Raw genomic sequence first — 22,846 nt, 5'->3', positions numbered from 1 at the left:
CAAACGCAGGTAGTATGGTCGAAGTTTTTAAAACCAATGTGCGGGACGCCCGTCATGCCAACCGGCTTCTTGATCTCATCCATCAAACGTTTACGCAGTATACCGCCAATTTCGACCTGGACGATTGTGACAGGATTCTGCGCATCCACTCGTCAACCGGTCTGGTGGAACCGGGTTTCGTGATTTCGTTGGTACAGGATTTCGGGTTTACGGCGGAGGTTCTGCCGGATGATTTTCCCCTAGCCCACGGGATTTTTTAGTCCGGGCCAACTCCATACCGGAACTCACGAGTAAAATCAGGCGCCATTTTGTTTATGGTATGGTACGAAGCCGTCACTCATCGCAGCCTCCCATGCGCCACCTCGCTCTCTTTTTTAAAAACCGGCTCGGTCTGAAACTGGGCTTTTTTCTTGCCTTGTCGGCCTTCCTGCTCCTGGCCGGTTATCAGTCGAACGACGATAAAAACCGCACCTGGAGCCTCTACAAAGCCGACGCCGAAAGCACGAGTTATTCCGAACTGAATCAGATTACGATCCACAATGTCAGCCAGTTGCAACCCGCCTGGACGTTTCACCCGAACGACGCCCAGGCTGGTGCGCGGCCTGGCAGCAGTGAGTGCAACCCCATCATCATCGACGGTGTGTTATACGCCACGTCGGCCCGGCACCGGGTTTATGCCGTCGATGCCACCACCGGGGAGCAAAAATGGTCGTTCGATCCGTTCGACGGCGGGGTTGGCGGGGGCGTCAGCCGGGGCGTTACGTATTGGGAAGATGGCGCGGACAAACGGATTCTGGTAACGGGTGGCGATGTGCTGTTCGCGCTGGATGCCCGCACGGGAAAACCGGTTCCGGGCTTCGGAAAAAACGGTCAGGTGAGCATGAACGTCGGGCTGCGAGATGCTCCCGAAACCATCTCGGTCATACCGACTTCGCCCGGCATTGTCTACCAGGATTTGCTGATCATGGGAGCCGAAGTGTCGGAGTTGTACGGGGCGCAACCCGGCTACATCCGGGCCTACAACATCCGGAACGGAAAACTCGAATGGACCTTTCACACCATTCCATTGCCCGGCGAACCCGGCTACGAAACCTGGCCGAAGGACGCCTATCGATACGCTGGTGGCGTCAACGATTGGGCGGGCATGAGTGTCGACACCCAACGCGGCATGGTATTTCTGGCCCTGGGCTCGCCATCCTACGATTTTTACGGTGCCGACCGCAAAGGCAAAAATCTGTATGGCAACAGTGTCGTGGCCCTCGATGCCAAAACCGGGAAATACCGCTGGCATTTTCAAACCGTCCACCACGATTTGTGGGATTATGACCTGCCCGCTCCGCCCAATCTGGTCACGGTGGAACGTGCTGGCCCCGACGGTCGGCCCCGAAAAATAGACGCCGTAGCTCAGGTGACCAAACACGGTTTTGTATTTGTCTTCAACCGCGAAACCGGGGAGCCCTTGTTCCCGATTGAAGAACGGAAGGTGCCGGTTTCTCACCTCCCCGGCGAAGAAGCCTGGCCCACGCAGCCTTTTCCGCTAAAGCCCAAACCGTTTGCCCGTCAACACATGACGGAAGCGGATTTGACCCGGTATTCGACGGCGGGGCATGATTCCATCGTTAAAAAATTCCGGTCGATGCGCTACGAGGGACTCTTCACCCCACCGGATCTGAAAGGCACCTTGATGCTGCCCGGAACCCGGGGCGGTGCCGAGTGGGGTGGCGCAGCCTATGACCCGACCACGAGCGTGTTGTATGTCAAGTCGAACGATTCGCCGGAAATTCAGTCGATGCAAAAAGTTGATCCGGAGAAAGAAGCCAAAGACCAGACGGTTTTTGCCCAGGGCAAAACGCTTTATATGACGTATTGCGTGAGTTGCCACGGAAAGGACAAAAATGGCGACGAGCCCACCTATCCGTCACTGATCGGCCTCCGAAACCGGATGACCCGCGAGGCTGCGCTGGCCAAAATCAAACAGGGTGGTGGCAAAATGCCGGCCTTTGCCAGCGTCATTAAAGGGAAAGAACAGGGCATCATCGCTTTCCTGTTCGACCGGGAAAAGAACTCCGGTAAAGCCACCAAAATGGAAACCGGTCAGACCCTGGCCGGGGCCGACAAATACCTGAATCTGACAGCTTACGGCCATTTCCGGGACCCAAAAGGACATCCGGCCATCAAACCGCCCTGGGGAACACTCAACGCGATTAACCTGACGACCGGCGATTACGTCTGGCAGATTCCGCTGGGAAATCATCCGGAATTACAGGAGAAAGGCGCGGCCGAAACCGGGCTGGAAGGCTCTGCTGGTCCCATCGTCACCGCCGGTGGTTTGGTTTTTATCAGCGGAACCAGGGATCAGAAATTGAAAGCCTTCGACAAATCGACGGGCAAACTGCTGTGGGAAACCGCGCTCCCGGGTGTTGCCAACGCAACGGCCTGCACGTATTTCAGTGGCAACCGGCAATTCGTCGCACTCTCGGTGGGCGGAAGCAAAGAAAACCCGGCCGGTTCTATTGTGGCATTTGCATTACCCAAATGAATTGATGGTATAAGGCCAGAAAAAAGTAAAAAACAAAAACATTCAACTATTATATTAGTTTCGTAACGTATAAATTAGTTGGTTTACAACTTACTAATGTAAATTAACCCCTAATCCCGCAAACGTTATGAAAGTACGGACTCTATTTGGCTGTATTCTCCTGAGTTTAAGCGTCTCATCAGCCCTGTTTTCTCAACCAATGGCTACGTCCCTGGCACTTAAACCGGTTTATGATTCAACTGCCTACTCATTTTCTTACATTCATCCGGTTAAAAATACGCTGAAGGTGACGCTTCCCGCCATTCCATCGAAGTATTCCACTTTGTCAAGAAGTTTTAAATTAAAAGCGTTGGAGAAAGACGTTATCGTTTTAATCGGGAGAACGACCAGCAACAAAGACTACATTGTGATCGATCGAAATTTCAACAGAGACTTATCGGATGATGAAGTGGTGTATTTTTCAGACACCCTGACGAGCCCTGCCCGGGGAAATTATAAAAGTCTACAAATCAATTCAACGGCAGGCAAGTACAAAAATGAATCGATCGTATTTGATTATTCGATTATAAAACCGCCCAAACTCCAGATTGATCATGGCGATTCTACCGAGAATAAAGTACACTTTTTCGTCCGTCCCTACGAATACAAACAGGCAATGCTCAAAGTCGACACGGCAACGTATACGCTGATGCTGTTTTCAAAAACCGTTTTTGACTACACAAAAAAATCTACTTTTTTGGTTGTTGTTCCTCCAAATGTTGATCCCCGCAGCGTAAAAGCCAGTGCCAACGAGTACAATAAATACGTAGAAGGCGATATTGTACTCGCTGGTACGAAGAAGTTGCTGTTTGAGAAATTATCGCCACTGGCAGACTCCATTTCCCTGCGAACAATCACCTCACAGGAAGACACTTACGGAAGCAAGGTGGGTTATATGGCCCATGCGTTTTCGCGAAGAGACATCCTTTCAAAAGACTCCGTGAGTACGAAAAACCTGAAAGGAAAATACATCGTACTGGATTTTTGGGGCACCTGGTGCGCTCCCTGCCTACAGATTTTAGAATCCATCAAGAAAATGCACGCAGCCATTGATGAACAAAAAGTAGCCATGATCGGCGTCTGTTACGACAAGGACCCCGGCAAGGTAGAAGCCTTCATTAAAAAGCGAGAAATTACGTCGTTGCAACTCTTTGACCCGCAAACGAATCCAACCCTTAGCAAGCAGTTTGGTATAACCGCCTATCCCTCTTTCGTCGTCATTGATCCATCCGGCAAAATTGTTTTTAAAGACGAAGGATTGACCGGGTTCCAGCGATTGTCGGAACAACTGGACGGTATAATTAAAAATTAAAATCTGAACTAACGCGAGCTATGGGATGATTGGCCGCAGCAATGCGGACGAATGTCGTTAGCATTAACTACCGCATCATCTAACAATTACTCTCACAGCCCGCGTTAAACTCAAACCGTATACCTTTTAATTCGATTTCCCAACTAATTTCCACTGATACACACTGCCTGCTTTTTCAACTCCAAAGTAATCGAATGAGCCATTAGCCCGATCTCCGAAACTGTCGAGATTCGTGGGGCCCGTAGCACCGATATAGGCATTGGCCTGCTTGATAAACTGACTTTCCAAAGTCTTGAGGTCGGCCGGAACGCCATTGCTGGCTTCGATTGTTTTGGCAATGACCCACATCGCATCGTATACTGCAATGCCGAACGCATCGGCGTCGATACCGGTTTTGGTTTTTATCCGGGCAATCAGGGGTTCCCAGGCGGTTTTATACGCGTCCGGCAAACCGAAGGTCGGCGTAAAAAACTGCGTGCTAATCGCAAAATCAGCGGCATCCGGGTCGCCGATCAGGGCGGCACTCAGCGCCACGCCATCCCCACCATACCAGCGCACAGAACTCAGAACCGGGTCCGCAGCGGCCTGTTTGAACAGGGCGACACATTCGTCGAAAGAAGCCAGATAAACACCGACTTTGTCAGCACCGTAGGAGGTGGTCAATGTAGTAATCTGGGCTTTGATCGCGGCAATTTCCGTCGTAAAATCACTGACCGAGGTGCCGTAGGGCGTCAATGCCTGAATCGTCCCGCCTAGAGTGGTAAAGGAAGATCCCGTTGATATTTGAAGTCCTTTGTTGCCGGCATCATCGCGGGCAATCGTTACCAGTCCGCGAATTCCCTGCCCGTAAATGGTTTTGGCAATGGCTGCCCCTTCAATTTTATCGGCCGGGCAAAACCGGAAAACCGGATCGTCGGCAATGGCCAGACTACCCGCTGTGCTGCCCTGGCTGATGACAAGGCAATTGGTCGTACCGGTAAGGGGTAACACTGCCGCTAGCTCGGCGCTGGACTGTGGGCCAATGAAAAACCGGGTGCCGGAGCTGGTGGCTGTGGTGAAAAAACTAACGGCTTTTTCAGCTTCGAGCTGGGTGTCGTAACCCGTGACGCTGAGCCGGAACCCACTGCCTTTGCCCGCAAAATAGCTGTTGATGTCTTCCTCCGCAATCTCCATGGCGGCCTGGGTAGTCATTCCGAGGGAAGACCAGTTTCCGGTCAGGGAAGAAAGACCGCTTACATTGATGGTAACGGGTTGAAGGTGATCGTTAACCGAACACCTCTCGAATAGAAATAAAACACAAATAAGTGAGTAAACGGTCAGGTTTTTCAGGATGTTCATATGAGTTTAGATTTGCCGAAAATATACAACATATCTATCTCATAGTCACATTAATTATGCCAGTAAATTTGTCTGACAATACACACTCCCCTGGTCTCTTTTATATTTTTCTACCAGCAATAAATTTGTCTTTTTTATTTCTCACTGCCTAGCTCAACTCAAGCGGTCTTTAAAGCTTTCATACCCGTACGTTTTTACCAACCGGAAGGTTTTGTCTTCCTGCCAGATGCCGATGGAGGGCAGATTGACGCCGTTAAACGTGCTCGTTTTCACCATTGTGTAGTGAATCATGTCATCGAAAATGACTTTATCCCCGATCTGAAGCGGTTTATCAAAACTGTAGTCGCCCATGAAGTCCCCCGCCAGACAGGTCATACCGCCCAGGCGATAGGTCGGCTTTCCGGCAACGGGTTCGTGGTATGAATTCAGAATCCGGGGTTTATACGGCATTTCGAGCGTATCGGGCATGTGGGCGGCAAAGGAGGTATCGAGAATAGCCACCTGAATCCCCTGGCTGTCAACCACATCCAGAACCGACGACACCAGCACGCCGGTCTGCCAGCCAATGGCCGAGCCCGGTTCCAGAATGACTTCGACCTGGTATTTTTCCCGGAACGCTTTCAGCAACCCGATCAGGTGTTCGGTATTGTAGCCTTCGCGCGTCATCAGGTGTCCTCCGCCCATGTTGACCCACCGCGCCTGGTGGAGCAGGTCGCCAAAGCGGCTTTCCAGTGCTTCGAGGGTGCGTTCGAGCGTGTAGGAGTCGTTTTCGCAGAGCGTATGAAAATGAATGCCCTCCATCCCATCCGGCAGCCGGTCGCCGAGCAGATTCCGCGTCACGCCCAGCCGCGAGCCCGGCACGCAGGGATTGTACATGTCTGTTGCGACTTCCGAATACTGCGGATTGACGCGAATGCCACAGGAAACAACCGATGCGATTGCCCGGTTTTTAAACCGCTCCCACTGGCTCAGCGAGTTGAACGTGAGGTGACTGCTCCGTTCGAGAACTTCGTCAAATTCGTCGTCGCGAATGGCCGGGATGTAGGTGTGCGCCTGAACGCCCAGGTAGTCGTTGACCAGCTTGATTTCGTTGAGCGAACTGGCCGTGGCCCCCGACAGGTATTGTTTCACCAGCGGAAAAGCACTGTACATCGAAAAGCCTTTGAGAGCCAGAATTATCTGAACCCCAGCCTGTTGCTGTACGCTATCGATCAGTTTTAAATTGGTGCGGAGTTTGGCCTCTTCCAGTACAAAACAGGGCGAGGGAATCTGGGAGTAGTCGATCATCAGTGATGGAGACGCCACATGGGGGCGGTTTTTTATCACAAAAATAGGGAAAACGACGGTTTTGTTCAGCATAAAAAATGCCCGCCGGTTGCAACCGGCGGGCATGCTGTCAACAGTGTGGATGCGTTATTCCAGGGCAAACACCACGGGCAGCGTAAACCGGACCCGCACCGGCCGGCCCGATTGCTTGCCGGGCTGCCAGGGCGGCATCTTCTTCACCACCCGCAGCGCTTCCTCATCACAACCAAAGCCGATGCCTTTTACGACGCTAACATCGACAATACTCCCATCCGTGTTCACCACAAATTGAAGGTAGACCTTTCCGGAAATACTCGCCCGGGAAGCTGCCGGCGGATAGCGCAGGTTTTTTTCCAGGAATTCAGCCATTTTTCGCATACCGCCCGGAAACTGGGGGTCCTGTTCCACTTTCAAAAATACCTCGTCCGGTTTGCGTTCCACTTCAATCGATTTTTCTACCGGAGCCGGACCTGCCGTTTCCGTGGGGGCTTCGATGACATCCAGCGCGTTGGGGTCGCCCTCCTGGGTTTTATCACTCGACACCTTGTCTTCCAGATCCTCCACCGTCGGCACCGTCACGTCATCGGGCGCTTCGGTCACTACCTCCGGAGGCAGATTTCGCACCGTTGGCAGTTGGACAGGAATCTCCACTTTCGGCGGAATCACAATGGGCGGTTCTTCCTGCGGTAAGGTTCTGATGTCTTCCAGCGTCACTTCATTCATAAACTGATCCGGCGTCTCGGCCGGTTTCAGCCGGTTATAGAGCGTCGGTGTGGCCAGAGCGGCCCAGAACAAGGCAATTCCCAACCACAGCGCCCGGTTGGCACTGCGCTGATAGACCTGGCGCAAATCGTAGGCGCCATACAATTTGTTGCGGTTTTCAAACACGATGTCGTCGAGCGTTGCGACGTTTAGCTGTTCGGGTGTCATAGCCAAATCAATATTAGTGACTGATACAAATATATATAAGAAAATTATATATACAAGTTAAGGCTAATCATTTTTGTTTTCTTTCCCTTATCTTTCCTTTCCATACCGCTGATTCCTGTGCCATGAAAGTCGAAGGATACCGATACCGGTGTAGTTTCCCTGCCCATTTTGTTGTGTTATCCCTTTTTCTCTTGCTGTGCTTTTGCTCCCTGCATTCGCAGGCCCAGCCCCGGGGTGTGGCCAGTTCGAAGCGCTTTCTGGATTCACTGCAACGGGAAACGTTTCTGTATTTCTGGGAATTGGGCGACAATCCGAACGGGCTGATTCCCGACCGGTATCCAACGCCCTCGTTTGCGAGCATTGCCGCCACGGGCTTTGGGCTAACAGCCTATCTGGTGGGCATCGAGCGGGGCTATGTAAGCCGCCACCAAGCCGCCGAACGAACGCTTCGAACCCTGCGCTTTTTTAATTACGCCCCCCAATCGGCCGACGAAAAAACCGCTGCCGGTTATCACGGCTTTTTCTACCATTTTCTGGATATGAAAACCGGGCTGCGTTTCAAACAGGTGGAGTTGTCGACCATCGACACGGCCTTGCTGCTGGCCGGAATGCTGAGCAGTCAGTCGTATTTCGATCAAAATAATGCGGTAGAAAAAGAAATCCGGATGTTGGTCGACCGGATCTATCGCCGGGTCGACTGGCCCTGGATGCAGGCCCGAAAACCGTTGGTGTCGATGGGCTGGCATCCCGAAAGCGGTTTTATCCAATCCGACTGGAAGGGATATAACGAAGCAATGATCCTGTATGTGCTGGCCCTGGCGTCGCCCACCTATCCGATTGGCCCCGAAGCCTGGACGGCGTGGACGGCGACCTACGAATGGAAAGAATTCAAGGACTATGCCCACGTCAACTTCGAACCGTTGTTCGGCCATCAGTATTCGCACATCTGGATTGACTTCCGAAGCATCAAAGACGCCTACATGCGGCAGCAGGGAATCGACTATTTTGAAAACAGCCGCCGGGCCACGCTCGCCAACCGCGCCTATGCCATTGAAAATCCGCAGGGTTTTGCCGGGTATGAAACCGACCTCTGGGGCCTGACCACCAGCGACGGCCCGAAAGACACGCTGATCAACGGGCGGCAGTTCTTCTCCTACCGTGCCCGGGGTGCAGCCGCAACACAAATTGTGGACGACGGAACGATTGCGCCCACGGCAGCCGGTGGGTCGATGCCGTTTACGCCGGAAGAAAGCATCCGGGCGCTCCAGTTGATGAAATACCGCTACGGAAAAAAGATCTACGGTTCCTACGGTTTCAAGGACGCCTACAACCTGTCTTACCCGGGCGGGTGGTTCGACAAAGACTACCTGGGCATCGACAGCGGCCCGATTCTGTTGATGACCGAAAACTACCGTACCAACCAGATCTGGAACCTGATGATGCGCAACCCCATCATTCGGCGGGGATTACTCCGGGCCGGTTTTCGGGGTGGATGGCTTAAGGGATGATCTACGCTGTTTTTTAAAACAGCAGATAATAAACCAATACTCCGGACAGGTAGCCAAGTAGGGCATACCCACTGATTCGCTTGAGGTACCAGATAAAATCAATTTTCAGAACGGCCATCGACGCTACCCCGGCGGCAGAACCAATAATCAGAATGCTCCCCCCTGTTCCGGCACAATAGGCCAGCATGTTCCAGAAAGAATGATCGGGGGGGAATTCAGTCATGGCATACATCCCCATTGCAGCCGCCACCAACGGAACATTGTCGACTATGGACGACAACATGCCAATCAGGATGTTGATGAAATAGATATTCCCAATCGTTTGATCGAGGGTATTGGCCATCAGCCGCAGGTGGCCGGAGGTGTCCAGCGCCCCTACCGCCAGCAGAATACCCAGGAAAAACAGAATACTCGGCGTATCGATCCGGTGAAGAATATTGGCAACCGATAGCCCCTGCTTCTTTTGTTCCTCCTTGCTACGGTGCATGAACTCCGTCACATACCACAACAAGCCAACCGACAGCAACATACCTAGGTAGGGCGGGTAATGGGTTACGGTTTTGAAAAACGGAACCGACACCAATCCAACACCGCCCAACACGAACAGGCTGTTCCGCTCGAAAAGCGTGGTCATCATTTTTTCGCCGTATACTTTATCGGGCTGCTGCATGTCGGAATGGCCCCGGAAAAAATAGGTGGCCGCCAGCAGCGGAATCAGTAGGCTCAACACCGATGGAATGAAGAGCGATTTCATGACGTTCAGCGTGGTAATCTGCCCGCCAATCCAGAGCATAATCGTCGTTACATCGCCAATGGGCGACCAGGCTCCTCCGGCATTGGCCGCCAGAACCACAAAACCGCCCAGCAACCAGACATCCTCCCGATTCTTCACAATCCGGCGAATCAGTGCGCACATGATGATGGTCGTGGTGAGGTTGTCTAATCCCGACGACAGGAAGAACGACACCCAGGAGATAATCCAGAGAAGTTTAACGCGATCGGTCGTGGCAATCCGGTCGGTGATGACCCGAAAGCCATCGTGTACGTCCACCAGTTCCACAATGGTCATGGCGCCCAGCAGAAAAAACAGAATACCGGCAATTTCGCCCAGGTGTTCAAACAGCGACTCGTCCAGTATTTTGTGCATCGCCGGTTCCGATATCGTTCCCCCGGCCGTAGCCTGGAATGCTGGCATCTGGTCAAATCCCATCAATAGAACCAGCCAGCAAAAAACGCCCGTCAACAGGGCCGAAGCCGCTTTGTCGATTTTGAGCGGGTGTTCGAGCGCAATCAGAATGTATCCGATGACAAAAACAGCAACGATCGCGATAGACATGAAATGCGTAGGGTTAGCTGCCGGCGATGTATTGCTCAAGAGACTCAATGCGAACGCTAAAAACACCAACCTGATGTTTTAGTTGAAGTAGTTTTTTTACGGAAAGCATATCAGGAGCAAGTTTACGGTAAAAAAACAGATGATGATCAAATCATGAACCAATTAGCGAAAGTCAAAAGCGTGTGCCAAAACGGACGAAAATACAGAACCGGCGGCTGTTGCCAATCCGTAATGCTTACTTGCCAAACCCCGCAGTTGCCACTACGGTAAATTTCCCCCGGCCCCGTAAGAGATGCCGAAGAGTTCTATTCCCGCGCCCGGGCAATCGGAACGGTTTTTTCAAGACCCATCACCAAAAAGGCGGTCGCGCAGGCGTAAGCCGTCATGCAGTCAGAAACTAGTAATGAGTTCATAAAAACGGCGATCTGTCTGTCAATCCGGATTTCCGAACTTCAGCCAAACCGCCGATCTCCTTCTTTAACTCCTAACTCTTAATTCTCCACGCTCAGCGGTTCGTTAACCTGATCCTGCACCGGCAAGCCCTGTTTGTTCATTTGCTCAATAAACGGGTCGGGGTCAAGCTCTTCGCAGTTCCAGACGCCGGGTTGCATCCAGACGCCTTTCAGCATCAGCATGGCCCCGATCATCGCCGGAACACCCGTGGTGTAGCTCACGGCCTGCCCGCGAACCTCCTTGTAGGTCTCGGCGTGGTCGCAGTTGTTCCAGATGAAATACGTTTTTTCCCGGCCATCTTTGATGCCTTTGATCTGGCAACCGATCGAAGTCTGGCCCGTGTAATTTTCACCAAGAGAGTCGGGAGCCGGCAACACGGCTTTCAGAAATTCCAGCGGAACAATGTCGACTCCCTGAAACTGGATCGGTTTGATGCTGGTCATGCCCACGTTTTCCAGCACCTGGAGGTGAGTGATGTAAGCCTGCCCGAACGTCATCCAGAACCGGGCGCGTTTCAGTGACGGGAAGTTTTTGACGAGTGATTCAAGTTCTTCGTGGTAGAGCACATACGACTCTTTCGGGCCGATTTCGGGGTAAACGATCGGTTTATGAATCGACATGGCTTCAATTTCGATCCATTCGCCATTTTCCCAATACCGCCCGGGCTGCGTAATTTCCCGGATGTTGATTTCGGGATTGAAATTGGTAGCAAACGCTTTGCCGTGGTTGCCCGCATTGCAATCGACAATGTCCAGGTAGTGCATCTCGTCGAAATGGTGCTTGGCTGCGTAGGCCGTGAACACCTGCGTGGCACCCGGGTCGAAGCCGCAACCCAGCAGTGCCATAATTCCAGCTTCCTTAAACCGCTCCTGATAGGCCCACTGCCAGCTATACTCGAATTTGGCAACATCCTTCGGCTCATAATTGGCGGTGTCCATGTAGTGCGTCCGGGTTTCCAGACAGGCATCCATGATGGGCAGATCCTGATAAGGCAGCGCCACGTTGATGACCAGATACGGCTGAAACTGCTTGATCAGCTTGACCATTTCGGCCACCACGTCGGCATCGACTTTGGCCGTTTTGATTTCCACGCCGTGCATTTCCCGAATTTCGGCGGCAATCTTATCGCACTTGGAAAGTGTCCGGCTGGCCAGCATAATGTCTGTGAAGACGTCCGCATTCAACGCACATTTGTGCGCCACAACACTCCCGACTCCGCCGGCACCAATAATCAGCACTTTAGCCATTTGATTTCGTATACGTGTTTAAGATTTGTCACGTTCTGCGGATTTTTATCAGTCCGATACTACCGGCAGGAACCAACAAACAAGGTTGAACAAATTCGCGCAAAGATAGCCAGCCCGGCCGCGTTGTTGACAGAAATACCGGAAAAAGATTGAACGGGGTCATTAAAAAAGATTCCGGTTTTTGATTTGGACACCAGCGACTGTTATAGTATATTTGGTAGATAGGCAATAGTCTATTTTTGCAACAAAACCCTCCCCAACGCTATGAAACTGAAGAGTTCTACCGGTTCGTTTGAACTATCGATCAAAGGCTACGGCGTAAAAGCTACCAACTGGCGGGAACGCAACAGCCTGCTTTGTGAACTGTCGACCGAATGGCAAAAAGAATCCTACACCCAATCGGCACCGCTGCAAACCTACGAAATTAAGCGGCTGATCAATGGTCTCAAACTGCTCTGGAGCCGCGCCATCAATCACGTTACGGTCTCGTTTTCGGAACCGGGCCTGAATGTCGAAGCCTCTTCCCTGCCCAATGAACAGTACCGGCTGCAAATCCAACTGGACGGCACGCTAACGCCCTCCTGGCATCCTTACCCCGATTTTCCACTCCTGATGGATGTTACCTTAACCCGGTTCCAACTGCGCGAAGCCATCCGGGATTTAGTCAATCAACTGGCCCTTTTTCCGGAGCGTTAAGTCAAATTATACAAATTTTATCGGTTTACCGTTTTCTAGCTTTTCCCAAATTTTTGTCTGACAATTCCTAAAAACAGAAACCGTTTAGCCGAAAACACCTACCTTTGCTTCCGATACGTAATCAAGTTTAGCTTTAAAACCAAACCGAAATGGGGCCTGTTTGCCCCCGGACGTTTAAGCCTAGTGGAATGATAGAAGTTCGGAAAAGGAGTCGCACACAGACTATGGCGCGCATACTTCAGGCTGTAGGGGAAGTGATTTCTGAACGGGGTGTCAACCGGGTTGGAATCAATGCGGTCGCCGAAAGAGCGGGAGTCAATAAAGTGCTTATTTACCGGTATTTTGGAGGATGGGAAGGCCTGATGGAAAGGTTTCTGCACGAGGGCCATTTCCTGACCGACTACAACCGGCAGTTTCTGGAAAAACACCCGGTGGTCGATCCAACCATCAAAAAACAAACCCGGGTCGACTATCTGGTTGGACTGCTGCGCGAGTTGAAAGGACGGATGCCCGCCCAGGAAATGCTCAAATGGGAAATCAGCAATCCCGGTTCCTACCTGAGTCAACAGTTGGCAATCGCCCGCAACGAGTCTTTCCAAAAAGTTCTCGATCAGTTTTTTACCAACGACAGGGAAGACCAGAGCGCCGTAACCGCCATCCTGGTTTCGGGCATCACCATGCTTTTGCTCATTGCCCCCAATCAGAACCAGTTTATGACCCTCGATCTGCAATCGGATGAAGGCTGGAAGCGGATTGAACAAGCCATTCACCAGATTTGCGATACGCTCACACTCTGACCTTCGCACCCTGACACACCCTGACAGCGCCGGGCCGTCGTACGGTCGAAGACCCTGTCAGGGTGTGAAGTAGCTCATATACCGCTGACAGGGTCTTCGACCGTACGACGGCCCGGCGCTGTCAGGGTGTATCAGGGTTTCTGATGCATCAAATCCTCAATTTCTTCGATTTCGATGGGAATCGAATCCATTAGGTCGATGTTACCGGTTTCGGTAATCAGCAGGTTGTTCTCCAGCCGAATGCCCAATCCTTCCTTGCGTATATAGATACCCGGTTCGCAGGTAAATACCATTCCGGCTTCGAATTTGCGGTATTTGTTACCCACATCATGCACATCCAGCCCCAGGAAATGGGAAGTTCCGTGCATGAAATACTGGCGGTACAATGGATTGTCCAGGTCCTGTTTCGCCACCTCCTGTCGGTCGAGCAGGCCCAGCCCGATCAATTGTGATTCCATGATGCGGCCGACTTCCTTGTGGTAATCGTCCCAGACATTGCCCGGCACCAGCAGTTTTTTCGCTTCCTTCATCACGTGTAACACCGCCTGATAAACGGCTTTCTGCCGCTCCGTAAACCGCCCGTTCACCGGTAGGCTGCGCGTCAGGTCGGCGTTGTAATTCGCGTATTCAGCGGCCACATCCAGCAAGATAATCTCGCCATCCTGGCACGGGCGGTTGTTCTCGATGTAATGCAGTACGCAGGCACTGGCTCCGGATGCAATGATTGGCGTGTAGGCAAACCCCTGCGACCGCTGCCGGACAAATTCGTGGAGCAGTTCGGCCTCGATCTCATATTCCCACACGCCAGGTTTAATGAACGGCAACAACCGCCGAAAACCGGCTTCCGTAATCCGGATTGCTTCGCTAAGCAGGGCCACTTCCTCGGGCTGTTTGATTGCCCGCAGGAAATGCATCAAGGGCGCCAGTCGTTCGTACCGGTGAAGCGGATATTTTTCCTGAAACTGGCGAATGCCCCGGGCTTCGCGGCTTTCCACCTCCGACGAATTCCGGGTGTGCTCGTTGGTGTTCAGATAAATGTGTTCCGCTTCAAAAACCATCTGGATAAACACGCGGTCGAATTCATGCGTCCAGAAAACCGACTTCCGGGAAATGCCCGAGGTTTGCTCCGCTTCTTCTTTGGTCAGTTTATGGCCTTCCCAGATTTCGATCAGCTCGCTGGTTTCGCGCAGGAACAGCACTTCACGAAACCGCTCGTCCGGATGGTCGGGAAACAACACCAGAACGGTTTCTTCCTGATCGACGCCAGAAAGGTAAAAGAGGTCGTTATTCTGCCGGAACCCCATCGTGCCGTCGGCATTGGTCGGCATGATGTCGTTGGCGTTCAGAACCACGACGGATTTGGGTTTCAGGACTTCCGCCAGTCGTCGGCGGTTTCGGATAAACAATTCGTTGCTGATGGGTGTATACTTCATGCGGTGTAAGGTTTCAAATCGCCCAATTCGGTAATATCAATATCATTTTGTATATTAATGCCTAAAATTGATGCTTTCGTTTCAATGAAAAAAATTGTTGCGCTTCTTTTTGGGATCACGCTCTTCGGAGCCGGTATCACAAACGCCCAATCCAAATACTGGATCACCCTGAAGGACAAGCCTTCTGCTGAGAAACCGTCGCTGTCTCCCCTTACCCTTTCCAATCGCCAGTCGATGGGGCTCTCCGTCGATGAAACGGACCTGCCGCTCAATCCGGCCTATTTGCAGGCCCTCTCCCACCAGGGCGTTCGTCCGCTCTTCCGTTCGCGCTGGCTCAACGCGGTTTCGGCCGAACTAACCGACAAACAGGCGCAACAGGTCAAGGCCTTATCATTTGTGAAAGACCTCGTTCCCATCGATCAGCACCTTGTTATCAACAGCCTCGACCACGATATTTCAAAGGTGCAGATGGCTCCGGTGATGTCGCAAATTCAGGCGGAGGTGTTCGGTCGCGCTGGCATGACGGCTCGAAATGTAACCATTGGCGTGATCGATGCGGGGTATTTCGGCGCGGATTCGGCCAGTGCTTTGAAACACATTTTTCAGCGAAACGGCATCAGGGAAGTGCGCGACTACGTGAATACCAACCGCCCGCGCAACGCCTTTTTCGGTTCGCTCGAAACCCTTTCCGACTTCCACGGCACGGAAGTGATGGCGGCCATTTCGGGCCATGATCCGAACGAAAACATTCAGTACGGTTTGGCCACCGATGCCACGTTTTACCTCGCCCGCACCGACCACGGCGCGCGCGAATTCCGGGGTGAAGAAGACAACTGGATTGCCGCCATGGAGTGGATGGACAGCCTGGGCGTGCGCATCATCAACACCTCGCTGGGCTATGCCAAAGGCTTTACGAACCCCAAAGAAAACTACCAGCCCAACCAGATGGACGGCCACACGAGCCTGATCAGCAAAGCCGCGCAGCTAGCCGCCGATAAAAAGGGCATTCTGGTCATCGTGTCGGCCGGCAATGAAGGTGACGACCGCTCCTGGCGCATCATTTCCACCCCGGCCGACGCACAGGGCGTGCTGGCCGTGGGAGCCACCAACAACAAGGTCTGGAACCGCATCGGTTACAGCAGCATTGGCCCGGAATTTCTCCCCTATCTGAAACCGAACGTTTCCTGCTTTTCGCTATACGGCACCTCGCTTTCGGCTCCGGTCATCACCGGTTTTGCCGCCTGTCTGATGCAGGCCAATCCGAAGCTGACCAACAAAGAACTGATTGCCATTATCGAAAAATCGTCACACCTCTATCCCTACGGCAACAACTACATCGGCTATGGCGTCCCGCAGGCGTCGCGCGCGCTGGCAATGGCCAAGGGGCAGACGTTGCCCGCTTCGGCAAAATCCATCAAAGTGACGGGCAAAACGTATTCGCTGCCGCTGCCCGACTATGCCGATGCATCGGTGTCGGTTTTCCACAAAAAAGATGACACCCGTGTTCTGCAACAGGAATCCATGCGGATTCAGAACGGCGCGATTCTCCTGCGCCGAAACCACGATGAAAAACGGACTACAGTGGATTTAAAGAAGGAAGTGGTCGAAATTATCTGGCAGTAAATGGGCAGTTTCCACGGTCTTCCAACCGTGGAAACCTCACAGATATTTCCCCGGCACCAGGTAATTTTTCACATAATCCTCAACACCGGCTTCCAGCGAACGAAACGGTTGGGAATAGCCGATGGAGCGAAGTTTGCTCATCGTGGCCTGGGTATAGTACTGGTACTTGTCACGGATGTCTTCGGGCGTATCGATGAATTCGATCTGGGGCGTCACGCCCATGGCCTGAAAGGTATTGTTGGCCAAATCCAGGAAGGTGCGGGCTTTGCCGCTGCCCAGGTTGTAAATCCCGGAGTTCCGGCGGTGGTGCATCAAAAACATGCAGACCTCCACAACGTCCTTCACATAAATGAAATCACGCATTTGCTCACCATCCGCGAAATTCGGGTGATGCGATCGAAACAATTTCATCGACCCCTTCTGCTGAATCTGGCAAAAAGCGTGGTAAATGACGGAAGCCATACGACTTTTGTGGTATTCGTTCGGCCCGTAGACGTTGAAGAATTTCAAACCGGCCCAGAAGAAAGGGTGTTTTTCCTGTTCCAAAACCCACATATCGAACTCGTTTTTGGAGTCGCCATAGGGGTTGAGCGGTTTTAGCTGCGGAATAAGGGATTCATTGTCATCATAGCCCAATTCGCCCAGACCGTAGGTTGCCGCCGAGGATGCGTAGACCAGCGGAATCTGGTACTCGATGCATTTCTGCCAGATTTTTTTGGAATACTCGACATTGAGGTGTTCGAAAATACTGCGGTCAAACTCCGTCGTGTCGGTTCGGGCACCGATATGGAATAAAAATTCAATCTCGTGGTAATTGTTGTCTAACCAGTCGAAAAACTCCTCCCGGTCGACCCGTTCAAGAATGCGTTTTTCTTCCAGATTGACCAGCTTATCTTCCCGTGAAAAATCATCCACGGCAATGATAGCATTGAAATTTTCCTGATTCAGTCTTGAAATCAGACAGCTTCCGATAAAGCCTGTAGCGCCCGTAACAATGATCATACTCCGTAGAAATTGAGCAACGATTGTTTTAGGTTAGATTAAAAATAGGTGTCAACACAGTAAACAGGGTGTAAAGTTAGGATAAATCACTACACCAACCAATCCACGTTTTGATGAAAAAATAGAATTATTCCAACATTGATTTTCCTGAATGACCGTAAAACCGCTCTGGTTTGTTCATAATAACGGAACAGCAACCGATCAAAATTTGGATTTTTATTAACGCTCCGAAGGCCGTAATTTTGCAATCAAATCAAGTGGTGGCGTAAAGCCCGCCCGAAACGACGAATCGCCCCGGCGATGGTGGATAATGGTATATATTAGCAGAAAAGAGCATTTCAACGCAGCCCACCGGTTATTCAACCCGGCCTGGTCTGACGAGAAAAATAAAGAAGTTTTTGGTCCGTGTGCCAATGTGAACGGACATGGTCACAACTTTGAGTTAATTGTAACCGTCAAAGGAGAACCCAATCCAGACACGGGCTTCGTGATCGACCTGAAAGTGCTGGGCGATCTGGTGAAAACCGAAGTGATCGACAAAGTCGATCACAAAAACCTCAACCTGGATGTCGATTTCATGCAGGGGAAAATGGCTAGCTGTGAGATCTTTATCGTCGAAATCTGGAAAATTCTGGATCGCGCACTGGGTCAAATTACCGACGCCCGGCTCCACCGCATCCGCTTATACGAGACCCCGAAAAATTACGTGGATTATTATGGGGAATAACCGATGACGTACTACCTTATTGCCGGAGAGCGCTCCGGTGACCTCCACGGCGGCAATCTGATCAAAGCCATTTACCACCACGACCCGGACGCCCGCTTTCGGGCCTGGGGTGGTGAGCAAATGGAACAAGCCGGGGCCACGCTCGTGCGGCATTATCGCTCGATGGCGTTCATGGGCTTTCTCGAAGTGGTTCAAAACCTGGGAACCATCCGCCGAAACCTGCGCGATTGCCAGCGGGATCTGCTCGAAACCCGCCCCGATGTCCTGATTTTGATCGACTACGCCGGTTTTAATTTGCGAATGGCCGGTTTTGCCAAAAAACACGGGATTCCGGTTTTCTATTATATTTCGCCCAAAGTCTGGGCGTGGAACCAGAAACGAGCGCTGAAAATTAAGGCCTTGGTCGATCGGCTTTTTGTCATTTTCCCGTTTGAAGTGGCGTTTTACCGGCAATACGACTACCCGGTCGATTACGTCGGCAATCCGTTGATGGATGCCATTGCCGCCTTCCAGCCCGACCCGGTTTTTCGGAAAAAGAACAAGCTGGGCGACAAACCGATCATTGCGCTCCTGCCCGGCAGCCGCCACCAGGAAGTTTCGATGCTGCTGCCCGCCATGCTGGAAACCATCCGGCATTTCCCCAATCACCAGTTTGTGGTTTCCGGCGTTAGCAATCTGCCGAAATCCCTGTATGAAACCTTGCTGAAAACCACGCCGGATGTACCGGTGGTCACCGATGCTGCCTACGATCTGCTGGCCGTTGCGGAGGCCGCTTTGGTTACTTCAGGAACGGCCACGCTGGAAACCGCCCTCCTGAATGTGCCGGAGGTGGTTTGCTACAAAATGTCGTGGGTAACTTTTCAGGTCGCCAGTCGGCTCATTGCGGTGCCTTTTATTTCACTCGTCAACCTTATTCTAGGTCGGGAAGCCGTCAGGGAATTGAAGCAGTATGAACTGACCACGGAACGTCTGGTTGACGAACTGACAAAAATTCTTCCCGGCGGGTTGGATCACGAGCGACAACGGGCGGATTACGCGGAGTTGCGGGAGCAAGTGGGCGGGCCGGGCGCATCGGATCGCGCGGGTGAACTGATGGTAAAGTATTTACGAAATTAAGCCGGTCTGTTCATACCGTTTCAGCCATTCTTTTTTCTTCCCCTGAATCTGGCTGAAAAACTCATAAATCGGGCGCATGTCTTTCTGGTAGTCGCCGGTCATGTAGAGGGGTTCGCTCAAAACAACAGCTTTCCGGGGATAGTCGATTCCGGTCAGAATGATGGGGACATCCGCTTTCAGGGCGATGTAATAAAACCCGGTTTTGAGCCGCTCCACATCACTACGGGTGCCTTCGGGTGGAATGCAGATGTGCAGGTATTCGTTTTGGATGAAGACATCCACAATCGCATCCACCAGGTTGTTGGCCCGGCTCCGGTTGACGGGTTTGCCTCCCAGAAGCCGGAAAAACCAGCCGGCATACCACGTAAACAATTCTTTTTTAGCCAGGTATTGAATCCAGACGCGCGTTGTCGCCCGCGCGCCCACACCCACCGGAAAATCCCAGTTGGTATTGTGCGGAGCCAGCACCCAAATCGCTTTGGGAAGATCTGGAACCACGCCGAGAAGTTTCCACCCGGCTACTTTATAAAGCCACCGGGCCAGTGCGCTAAACATATCCGCTAAAACCGTCTATATTGACGGCGGCAATTTTAAGAAAAAATAAATGGTTTGGGGCTAAAACACAGGACGAAAATGAGCAAAGCCAGCCAGCCCAGCACCACCCGACCGGTTCCCAACGGCTGATCGTCCTCCGTATCGGGGTGATAAACCCCCAGAAAACGCCCCAGAATCAGGATAAACAACAGAAAACCGGGATAGCCTTCGACCGTCGGGAAGAAAAACGAGATTAAAAACTGACCGGCCACCACACTCAATGCCAGCGTCAGGGCAGTCATCCGGTTTTCGCTGATACTCTGGAAACTGACGAACAACCCGATGACATACAACACCAGATAACCCAGTTCGTTGGTAAAAACGCCGTCGTTGGCGACGATGAAATCGGAGGGTTTGATGAAGCCCAAACCAGCATAAAACGCAAAGCCCACCAGCAAAACCGGCGCAATCATCCGAAACGCCCGGCGGCCAATCAGGCTGTACAGCACGTGACCACCGTCCAGTTGACCAATCGGAATCAGGTTGAGTGACGTAAAAAAGAGGGCAAAATAACCCGCCATCAAATACGGATAATGGATCATCTCGTACGGATGCGGCAAACGGGCCGGGTCGGCGACGTAGGTTTTGAAAAACCAGAACAAGAGGTTATCGCCCAACTGGATAACACTCTCGGGCGGCAGGTTTTTATAAACATGCTGACCAAAAGCCAGCCCGTATTTCTGGTATTCGGGGTGAATCGAGAAGATGTGTTCCGGTGGCGGCAAGTGCGTAAAACCGTACCAGAGAACGATGAGTGCCAGCACAAACCCCGCCAACGGCCCGGCAATGCCAATATCGAAGAATTTCTTGCGGCTGTTGATGAAATCCTGAATCCGGATAAAAGCCCCCAGCGTGCCGAGCGTTTGCCCGAAGCCGAACCACATCGGAATGTAGTAGGGCAAGGTGACCCGAACGTGGTGGTAGCGGGCCATAAAAAAATGCCCGAATTCGTGAATCGTCAGAATGGCCAGAAACGGAATTGAATAGTGAAGACCGTCCCAGAATTCCGGCCAGCCAATACCGTGTTTCGGATCCAGAAAAGAACGGCCATACATCCATTCCGCACCAGCCGCAGTCGTTGAAATCAGGGTAAGAACAAAAAGGCTAGCTTGAATGAGGTATGTCCTCGTTGGTGGATTCATCGCGAAGATAATCAAGAATCGACAGGGGCGGTTGCACCTGCACAGCATGGATACCTAACTCAGCCGCCGAGCGAATGTTATGCGGATTGTCATCTAAAAACAGGGTTTCTTCGGCCACCAGTCCGGAGGTAGTCAGCACATGCCGGTAAATGTCGGGCGACGGTTTGGCCATTTTCACTTCATAGGAGTAGTAGACCCGCTCAAAGAGTTCTTCCAGCGACGGTTGCCCCAACGCCTGGAAAATTTTGTTAACGCCCTGAATGTGAATGGCACTCGTGTTGCTCAACAGAAACAGCCGGTATTTTCCGTGCAGTTCCCGAATGCGATCGACCCGCTCAACGGGCAAATCGAGCAAAACCGTGTTCCAGGCGGTATCGATCACCTCGTCGGCCCAGCTATCATTTTTGAGCAACGTGCGGACGTGCTGCCGAAAACCGTCATCGTCGATCAACCCGGTTTCGTAGTGCATCGTCAGGCCGTGTTCTTTCCAGAGCGATTCCACGGCCTCTTCACTCATGCCCGAAAGCGAAGCGAAATTGCGGATGGGTGCGCGCAGGTCGATGGGAATAATGACGTCGCCGAGGTCGAAAATGATATTTTTAATACTCGGTTTTAAGACACCTGCCATAGCATTTACAATTATTCGACCACAACCCCCATCGAACAGAACTTCTCGATGCGCTGATCGATGCGTTCTTCGGGCGTAAACTGGTTGAGTTCCGTGATTTTCTCCAGAATGGTTTTTTTGATGCGTCGGGCCATTTCGGCGTGATCGGTATGGGCTCCTCCTTCCGGCTCCTCGATGATGCCATCCACGAGTTTATTTTTTTCCATATCCCGCGCCGACAGCTTCATGGCTTCGGCCGCCTGCTCCTTGTAATCCCAGCTGCGCCAGAGAATAGTCGAGCAGTTTTCGGGCGAAATCACTGAATACCAGGTATTTTCGAGCATCAGTACCCGGTCGCCAATGCCGATTCCCAGCGCACCGCCCGAGGCTCCCTCGCCAATCACGATGCAGATCACCGGCACCTGAAGCATGAACATTTCCTTGAGGTTGCGCGCAATGGCCTCGCCCTGCCCCCGCTCCTCGGCCTCCAGCCCCGGATAAGCACCCGGCGTGTCGATCATCGTAACGATGGGCTTATTGAATTTTTCGGCCAGTTTCATCAGCCGAAGGGCTTTCCGGTAGCCTTCCGGGTTGGCCATGCCAAAGTTGCGTTGCTGGCGCTGCTTGGTGTTTCGCCCCTTCTGCTGACCGATCAGCATGACCGTCTGGCCATCCATTTCGACAAAACCGCCGACCATCGCGGGGTCATCCCGAACAGTTCGATCGCCGTGCAGTTCAACAAACTGATCGCCCATCAGGGAAATGTAATCGAGCGTGTAGGGCCGGTCGGGATGGCGGGAAAGTTGGACGCGCTGCCAGCGGGTCAGGTTCTCAAAAATTTCCTTGCGGAGTTTTTCAATACTGATTTCCAGCGACGCTACAGCACCCGTAACATCTACGTTACTGGTTTCGGCCAGTTTCTTCATTTCGACCAGTCGTACTTCTAAATCGGCTATAGGTTTTTCGAAGTCCAAATACGTCCTCATTCAAGAATTGGTTGTCTGTTGCCCGTTTAAGGTGTCGTCATCCGGTTGCACTTGATTCAAAACAAAAACCGGAAACGGACGGGGCAACTTTTTCGATTGGCAAAGTTAGCGGAAAA

At 52.1% G+C, this 22,846-nt stretch carries 20 protein-coding genes; 9 read left to right on the top strand and 11 right to left on the bottom strand.

The genetic code is table 11. The features are described from left to right. The first annotated feature begins 14 nt into the window (after positions 1–14). From ACO064_RS27960 to ACO064_RS27950, 3 genes are all read left to right on the top strand, one after another. Positions 15–260, top strand: a complete 246-nt coding sequence (locus ACO064_RS27960; protein ID WP_421830486.1) for a hypothetical protein — start codon at positions 15–17, stop codon at positions 258–260. A 92-nt stretch (positions 261–352) separates the two neighbouring features. After that, a complete protein-coding gene (locus ACO064_RS27955; RefSeq protein ID WP_421830485.1) occupies positions 353–2,539 on the top strand; it encodes a PQQ-binding-like beta-propeller repeat protein in 2,187 nt (728 codons plus the stop codon). A gap of 199 nt (positions 2,540–2,738) precedes the next feature. Beyond that, positions 2,739–3,890: a TlpA family protein disulfide reductase gene (locus tag ACO064_RS27950; protein WP_421830484.1), complete on the top strand. Its 1,152-nt coding sequence runs from the start codon at positions 2,739–2,741 to the stop codon at positions 3,888–3,890. Positions 3,891–4,016: 126 nt separating this feature from the next. Here the strand turns inward: ACO064_RS27950 and ACO064_RS27945 are convergent, their stop codons facing one another. From ACO064_RS27945 to ACO064_RS27935, 3 genes are all read right to left on the bottom strand, one after another. Further along, entirely contained in the window at positions 4,017–5,228 is a 1,212-nt protein-coding gene (locus ACO064_RS27945) for an ABC transporter substrate-binding protein (RefSeq protein WP_421830483.1), read from the bottom strand. A gap of 153 nt (positions 5,229–5,381) precedes the next feature. Further along, positions 5,382–6,515, bottom strand: coding sequence for a carboxynorspermidine decarboxylase (gene nspC, locus ACO064_RS27940; RefSeq protein ID WP_421831074.1), 1,134 nt, complete (start codon positions 6,513–6,515; stop codon positions 5,382–5,384). 126 nt (positions 6,516–6,641) lie between these two features. After that, a complete protein-coding gene (locus ACO064_RS27935) occupies positions 6,642–7,463 on the bottom strand; it encodes an energy transducer TonB (RefSeq protein ID WP_421830482.1) in 822 nt (273 codons plus the stop codon). 191 nt (positions 7,464–7,654) lie between these two features. On the opposite strand from ACO064_RS27935, the gene ACO064_RS27930 reads away from it, so the two are divergent. Next, entirely contained in the window at positions 7,655–8,971 is a 1,317-nt protein-coding gene (locus ACO064_RS27930; RefSeq protein ID WP_421830481.1) for a glucoamylase family protein, read from the top strand. A 13-nt stretch (positions 8,972–8,984) separates the two neighbouring features. Here the strand turns inward: ACO064_RS27930 and nhaD are convergent, their stop codons facing one another. Both nhaD and ACO064_RS27920 read right to left on the bottom strand, forming a co-directional pair. Beyond that, a complete protein-coding gene (gene nhaD, locus ACO064_RS27925) occupies positions 8,985–10,307 on the bottom strand; it encodes a sodium:proton antiporter NhaD (RefSeq protein ID WP_421830480.1) in 1,323 nt (440 codons plus the stop codon). 491 nt (positions 10,308–10,798) lie between these two features. Then, positions 10,799–12,007, bottom strand: coding sequence for a saccharopine dehydrogenase family protein (locus ACO064_RS27920; RefSeq protein WP_421830479.1), 1,209 nt, complete (start codon positions 12,005–12,007; stop codon positions 10,799–10,801). A 264-nt stretch (positions 12,008–12,271) separates the two neighbouring features. Between ACO064_RS27920 and ACO064_RS27915 the strand changes: the two genes are divergently transcribed. Together ACO064_RS27915 and ACO064_RS27910 are read left to right on the top strand one after the other, a co-directional pair. Further along, positions 12,272–12,703, top strand: coding sequence for a WapI family immunity protein (locus ACO064_RS27915; protein ID WP_138990488.1), 432 nt, complete (start codon positions 12,272–12,274; stop codon positions 12,701–12,703). A 224-nt stretch (positions 12,704–12,927) separates the two neighbouring features. Continuing rightward, complete coding sequence (locus ACO064_RS27910) at positions 12,928–13,500, top strand: TetR/AcrR family transcriptional regulator (protein WP_421830478.1); 573 nt, start codon at positions 12,928–12,930, stop codon at positions 13,498–13,500. Positions 13,501–13,631: 131 nt separating this feature from the next. On the opposite strand, the gene ACO064_RS27905 is transcribed toward ACO064_RS27910, so the two are convergent. Further along, positions 13,632–14,933, bottom strand: a complete 1,302-nt coding sequence (locus ACO064_RS27905) for an aminopeptidase P N-terminal domain-containing protein (protein ID WP_421830477.1) — start codon at positions 14,931–14,933, stop codon at positions 13,632–13,634. An 84-nt stretch (positions 14,934–15,017) separates the two neighbouring features. Here ACO064_RS27905 and ACO064_RS27900 point away from each other — a divergent pair, with 84 nt between their 5' ends. After that, complete coding sequence (locus tag ACO064_RS27900; RefSeq protein WP_421830476.1) at positions 15,018–16,556, top strand: S8 family serine peptidase; 1,539 nt, start codon at positions 15,018–15,020, stop codon at positions 16,554–16,556. A 36-nt stretch (positions 16,557–16,592) separates the two neighbouring features. Here the strand turns inward: ACO064_RS27900 and rfaD are convergent, their stop codons facing one another. Next, positions 16,593–17,558: an ADP-glyceromanno-heptose 6-epimerase gene (rfaD, locus tag ACO064_RS27895; RefSeq protein ID WP_421830475.1), complete on the bottom strand. Its 966-nt coding sequence runs from the start codon at positions 17,556–17,558 to the stop codon at positions 16,593–16,595. Positions 17,559–17,868: 310 nt separating this feature from the next. Here rfaD and ACO064_RS27890 point away from each other — a divergent pair, with 310 nt between their 5' ends. After that, positions 17,869–18,285: a 6-pyruvoyl trahydropterin synthase family protein gene (locus ACO064_RS27890; RefSeq protein ID WP_421830474.1), complete on the top strand. Its 417-nt coding sequence runs from the start codon at positions 17,869–17,871 to the stop codon at positions 18,283–18,285. Between the two features lie 3 nt (positions 18,286–18,288). Further along, positions 18,289–19,401 (top strand): lipid-A-disaccharide synthase, encoded by a 1,113-nt coding sequence (gene lpxB / locus ACO064_RS27885; RefSeq protein ID WP_421830473.1) that lies wholly within the window; start codon positions 18,289–18,291, stop codon positions 19,399–19,401. On the opposite strand, the gene ACO064_RS27880 is transcribed toward lpxB, so the two are convergent. Genes ACO064_RS27880 through ACO064_RS27865 form a run of 4 tightly spaced genes read right to left on the bottom strand, consistent with a single transcriptional unit; the run spans position 19,390 to position 22,730 of the window. Continuing rightward, positions 19,390–19,956, bottom strand: coding sequence for a 1-acyl-sn-glycerol-3-phosphate acyltransferase (locus tag ACO064_RS27880; protein WP_421830472.1), 567 nt, complete (start codon positions 19,954–19,956; stop codon positions 19,390–19,392). The genes lpxB and ACO064_RS27880 overlap by 12 nt on opposite strands. Positions 19,957–19,991: 35 nt before the next feature. Next, positions 19,992–21,137: a site-2 protease family protein gene (locus ACO064_RS27875; protein WP_421830471.1), complete on the bottom strand. Its 1,146-nt coding sequence runs from the start codon at positions 21,135–21,137 to the stop codon at positions 19,992–19,994. Further along, complete coding sequence (locus ACO064_RS27870; RefSeq protein WP_421830470.1) at positions 21,100–21,765, bottom strand: HAD family hydrolase; 666 nt, start codon at positions 21,763–21,765, stop codon at positions 21,100–21,102. The genes ACO064_RS27875 and ACO064_RS27870 overlap by 38 nt, the downstream gene beginning before the upstream one ends. Before the next feature lie 11 nt (positions 21,766–21,776). Then, entirely contained in the window at positions 21,777–22,730 is a 954-nt protein-coding gene (locus tag ACO064_RS27865) for an acetyl-CoA carboxylase carboxyltransferase subunit alpha (RefSeq protein WP_421830469.1), read from the bottom strand. Positions 22,731–22,846: the final 116 nt, after the last annotated feature.

This window comes from Larkinella sp. (assembly GCF_965227735.1).
GTDB lineage: Bacteria > Bacteroidota > Bacteroidia > Cytophagales > Spirosomataceae > Larkinella.
This window is presented reverse-complemented; position numbering and strand designations above follow the sequence as displayed.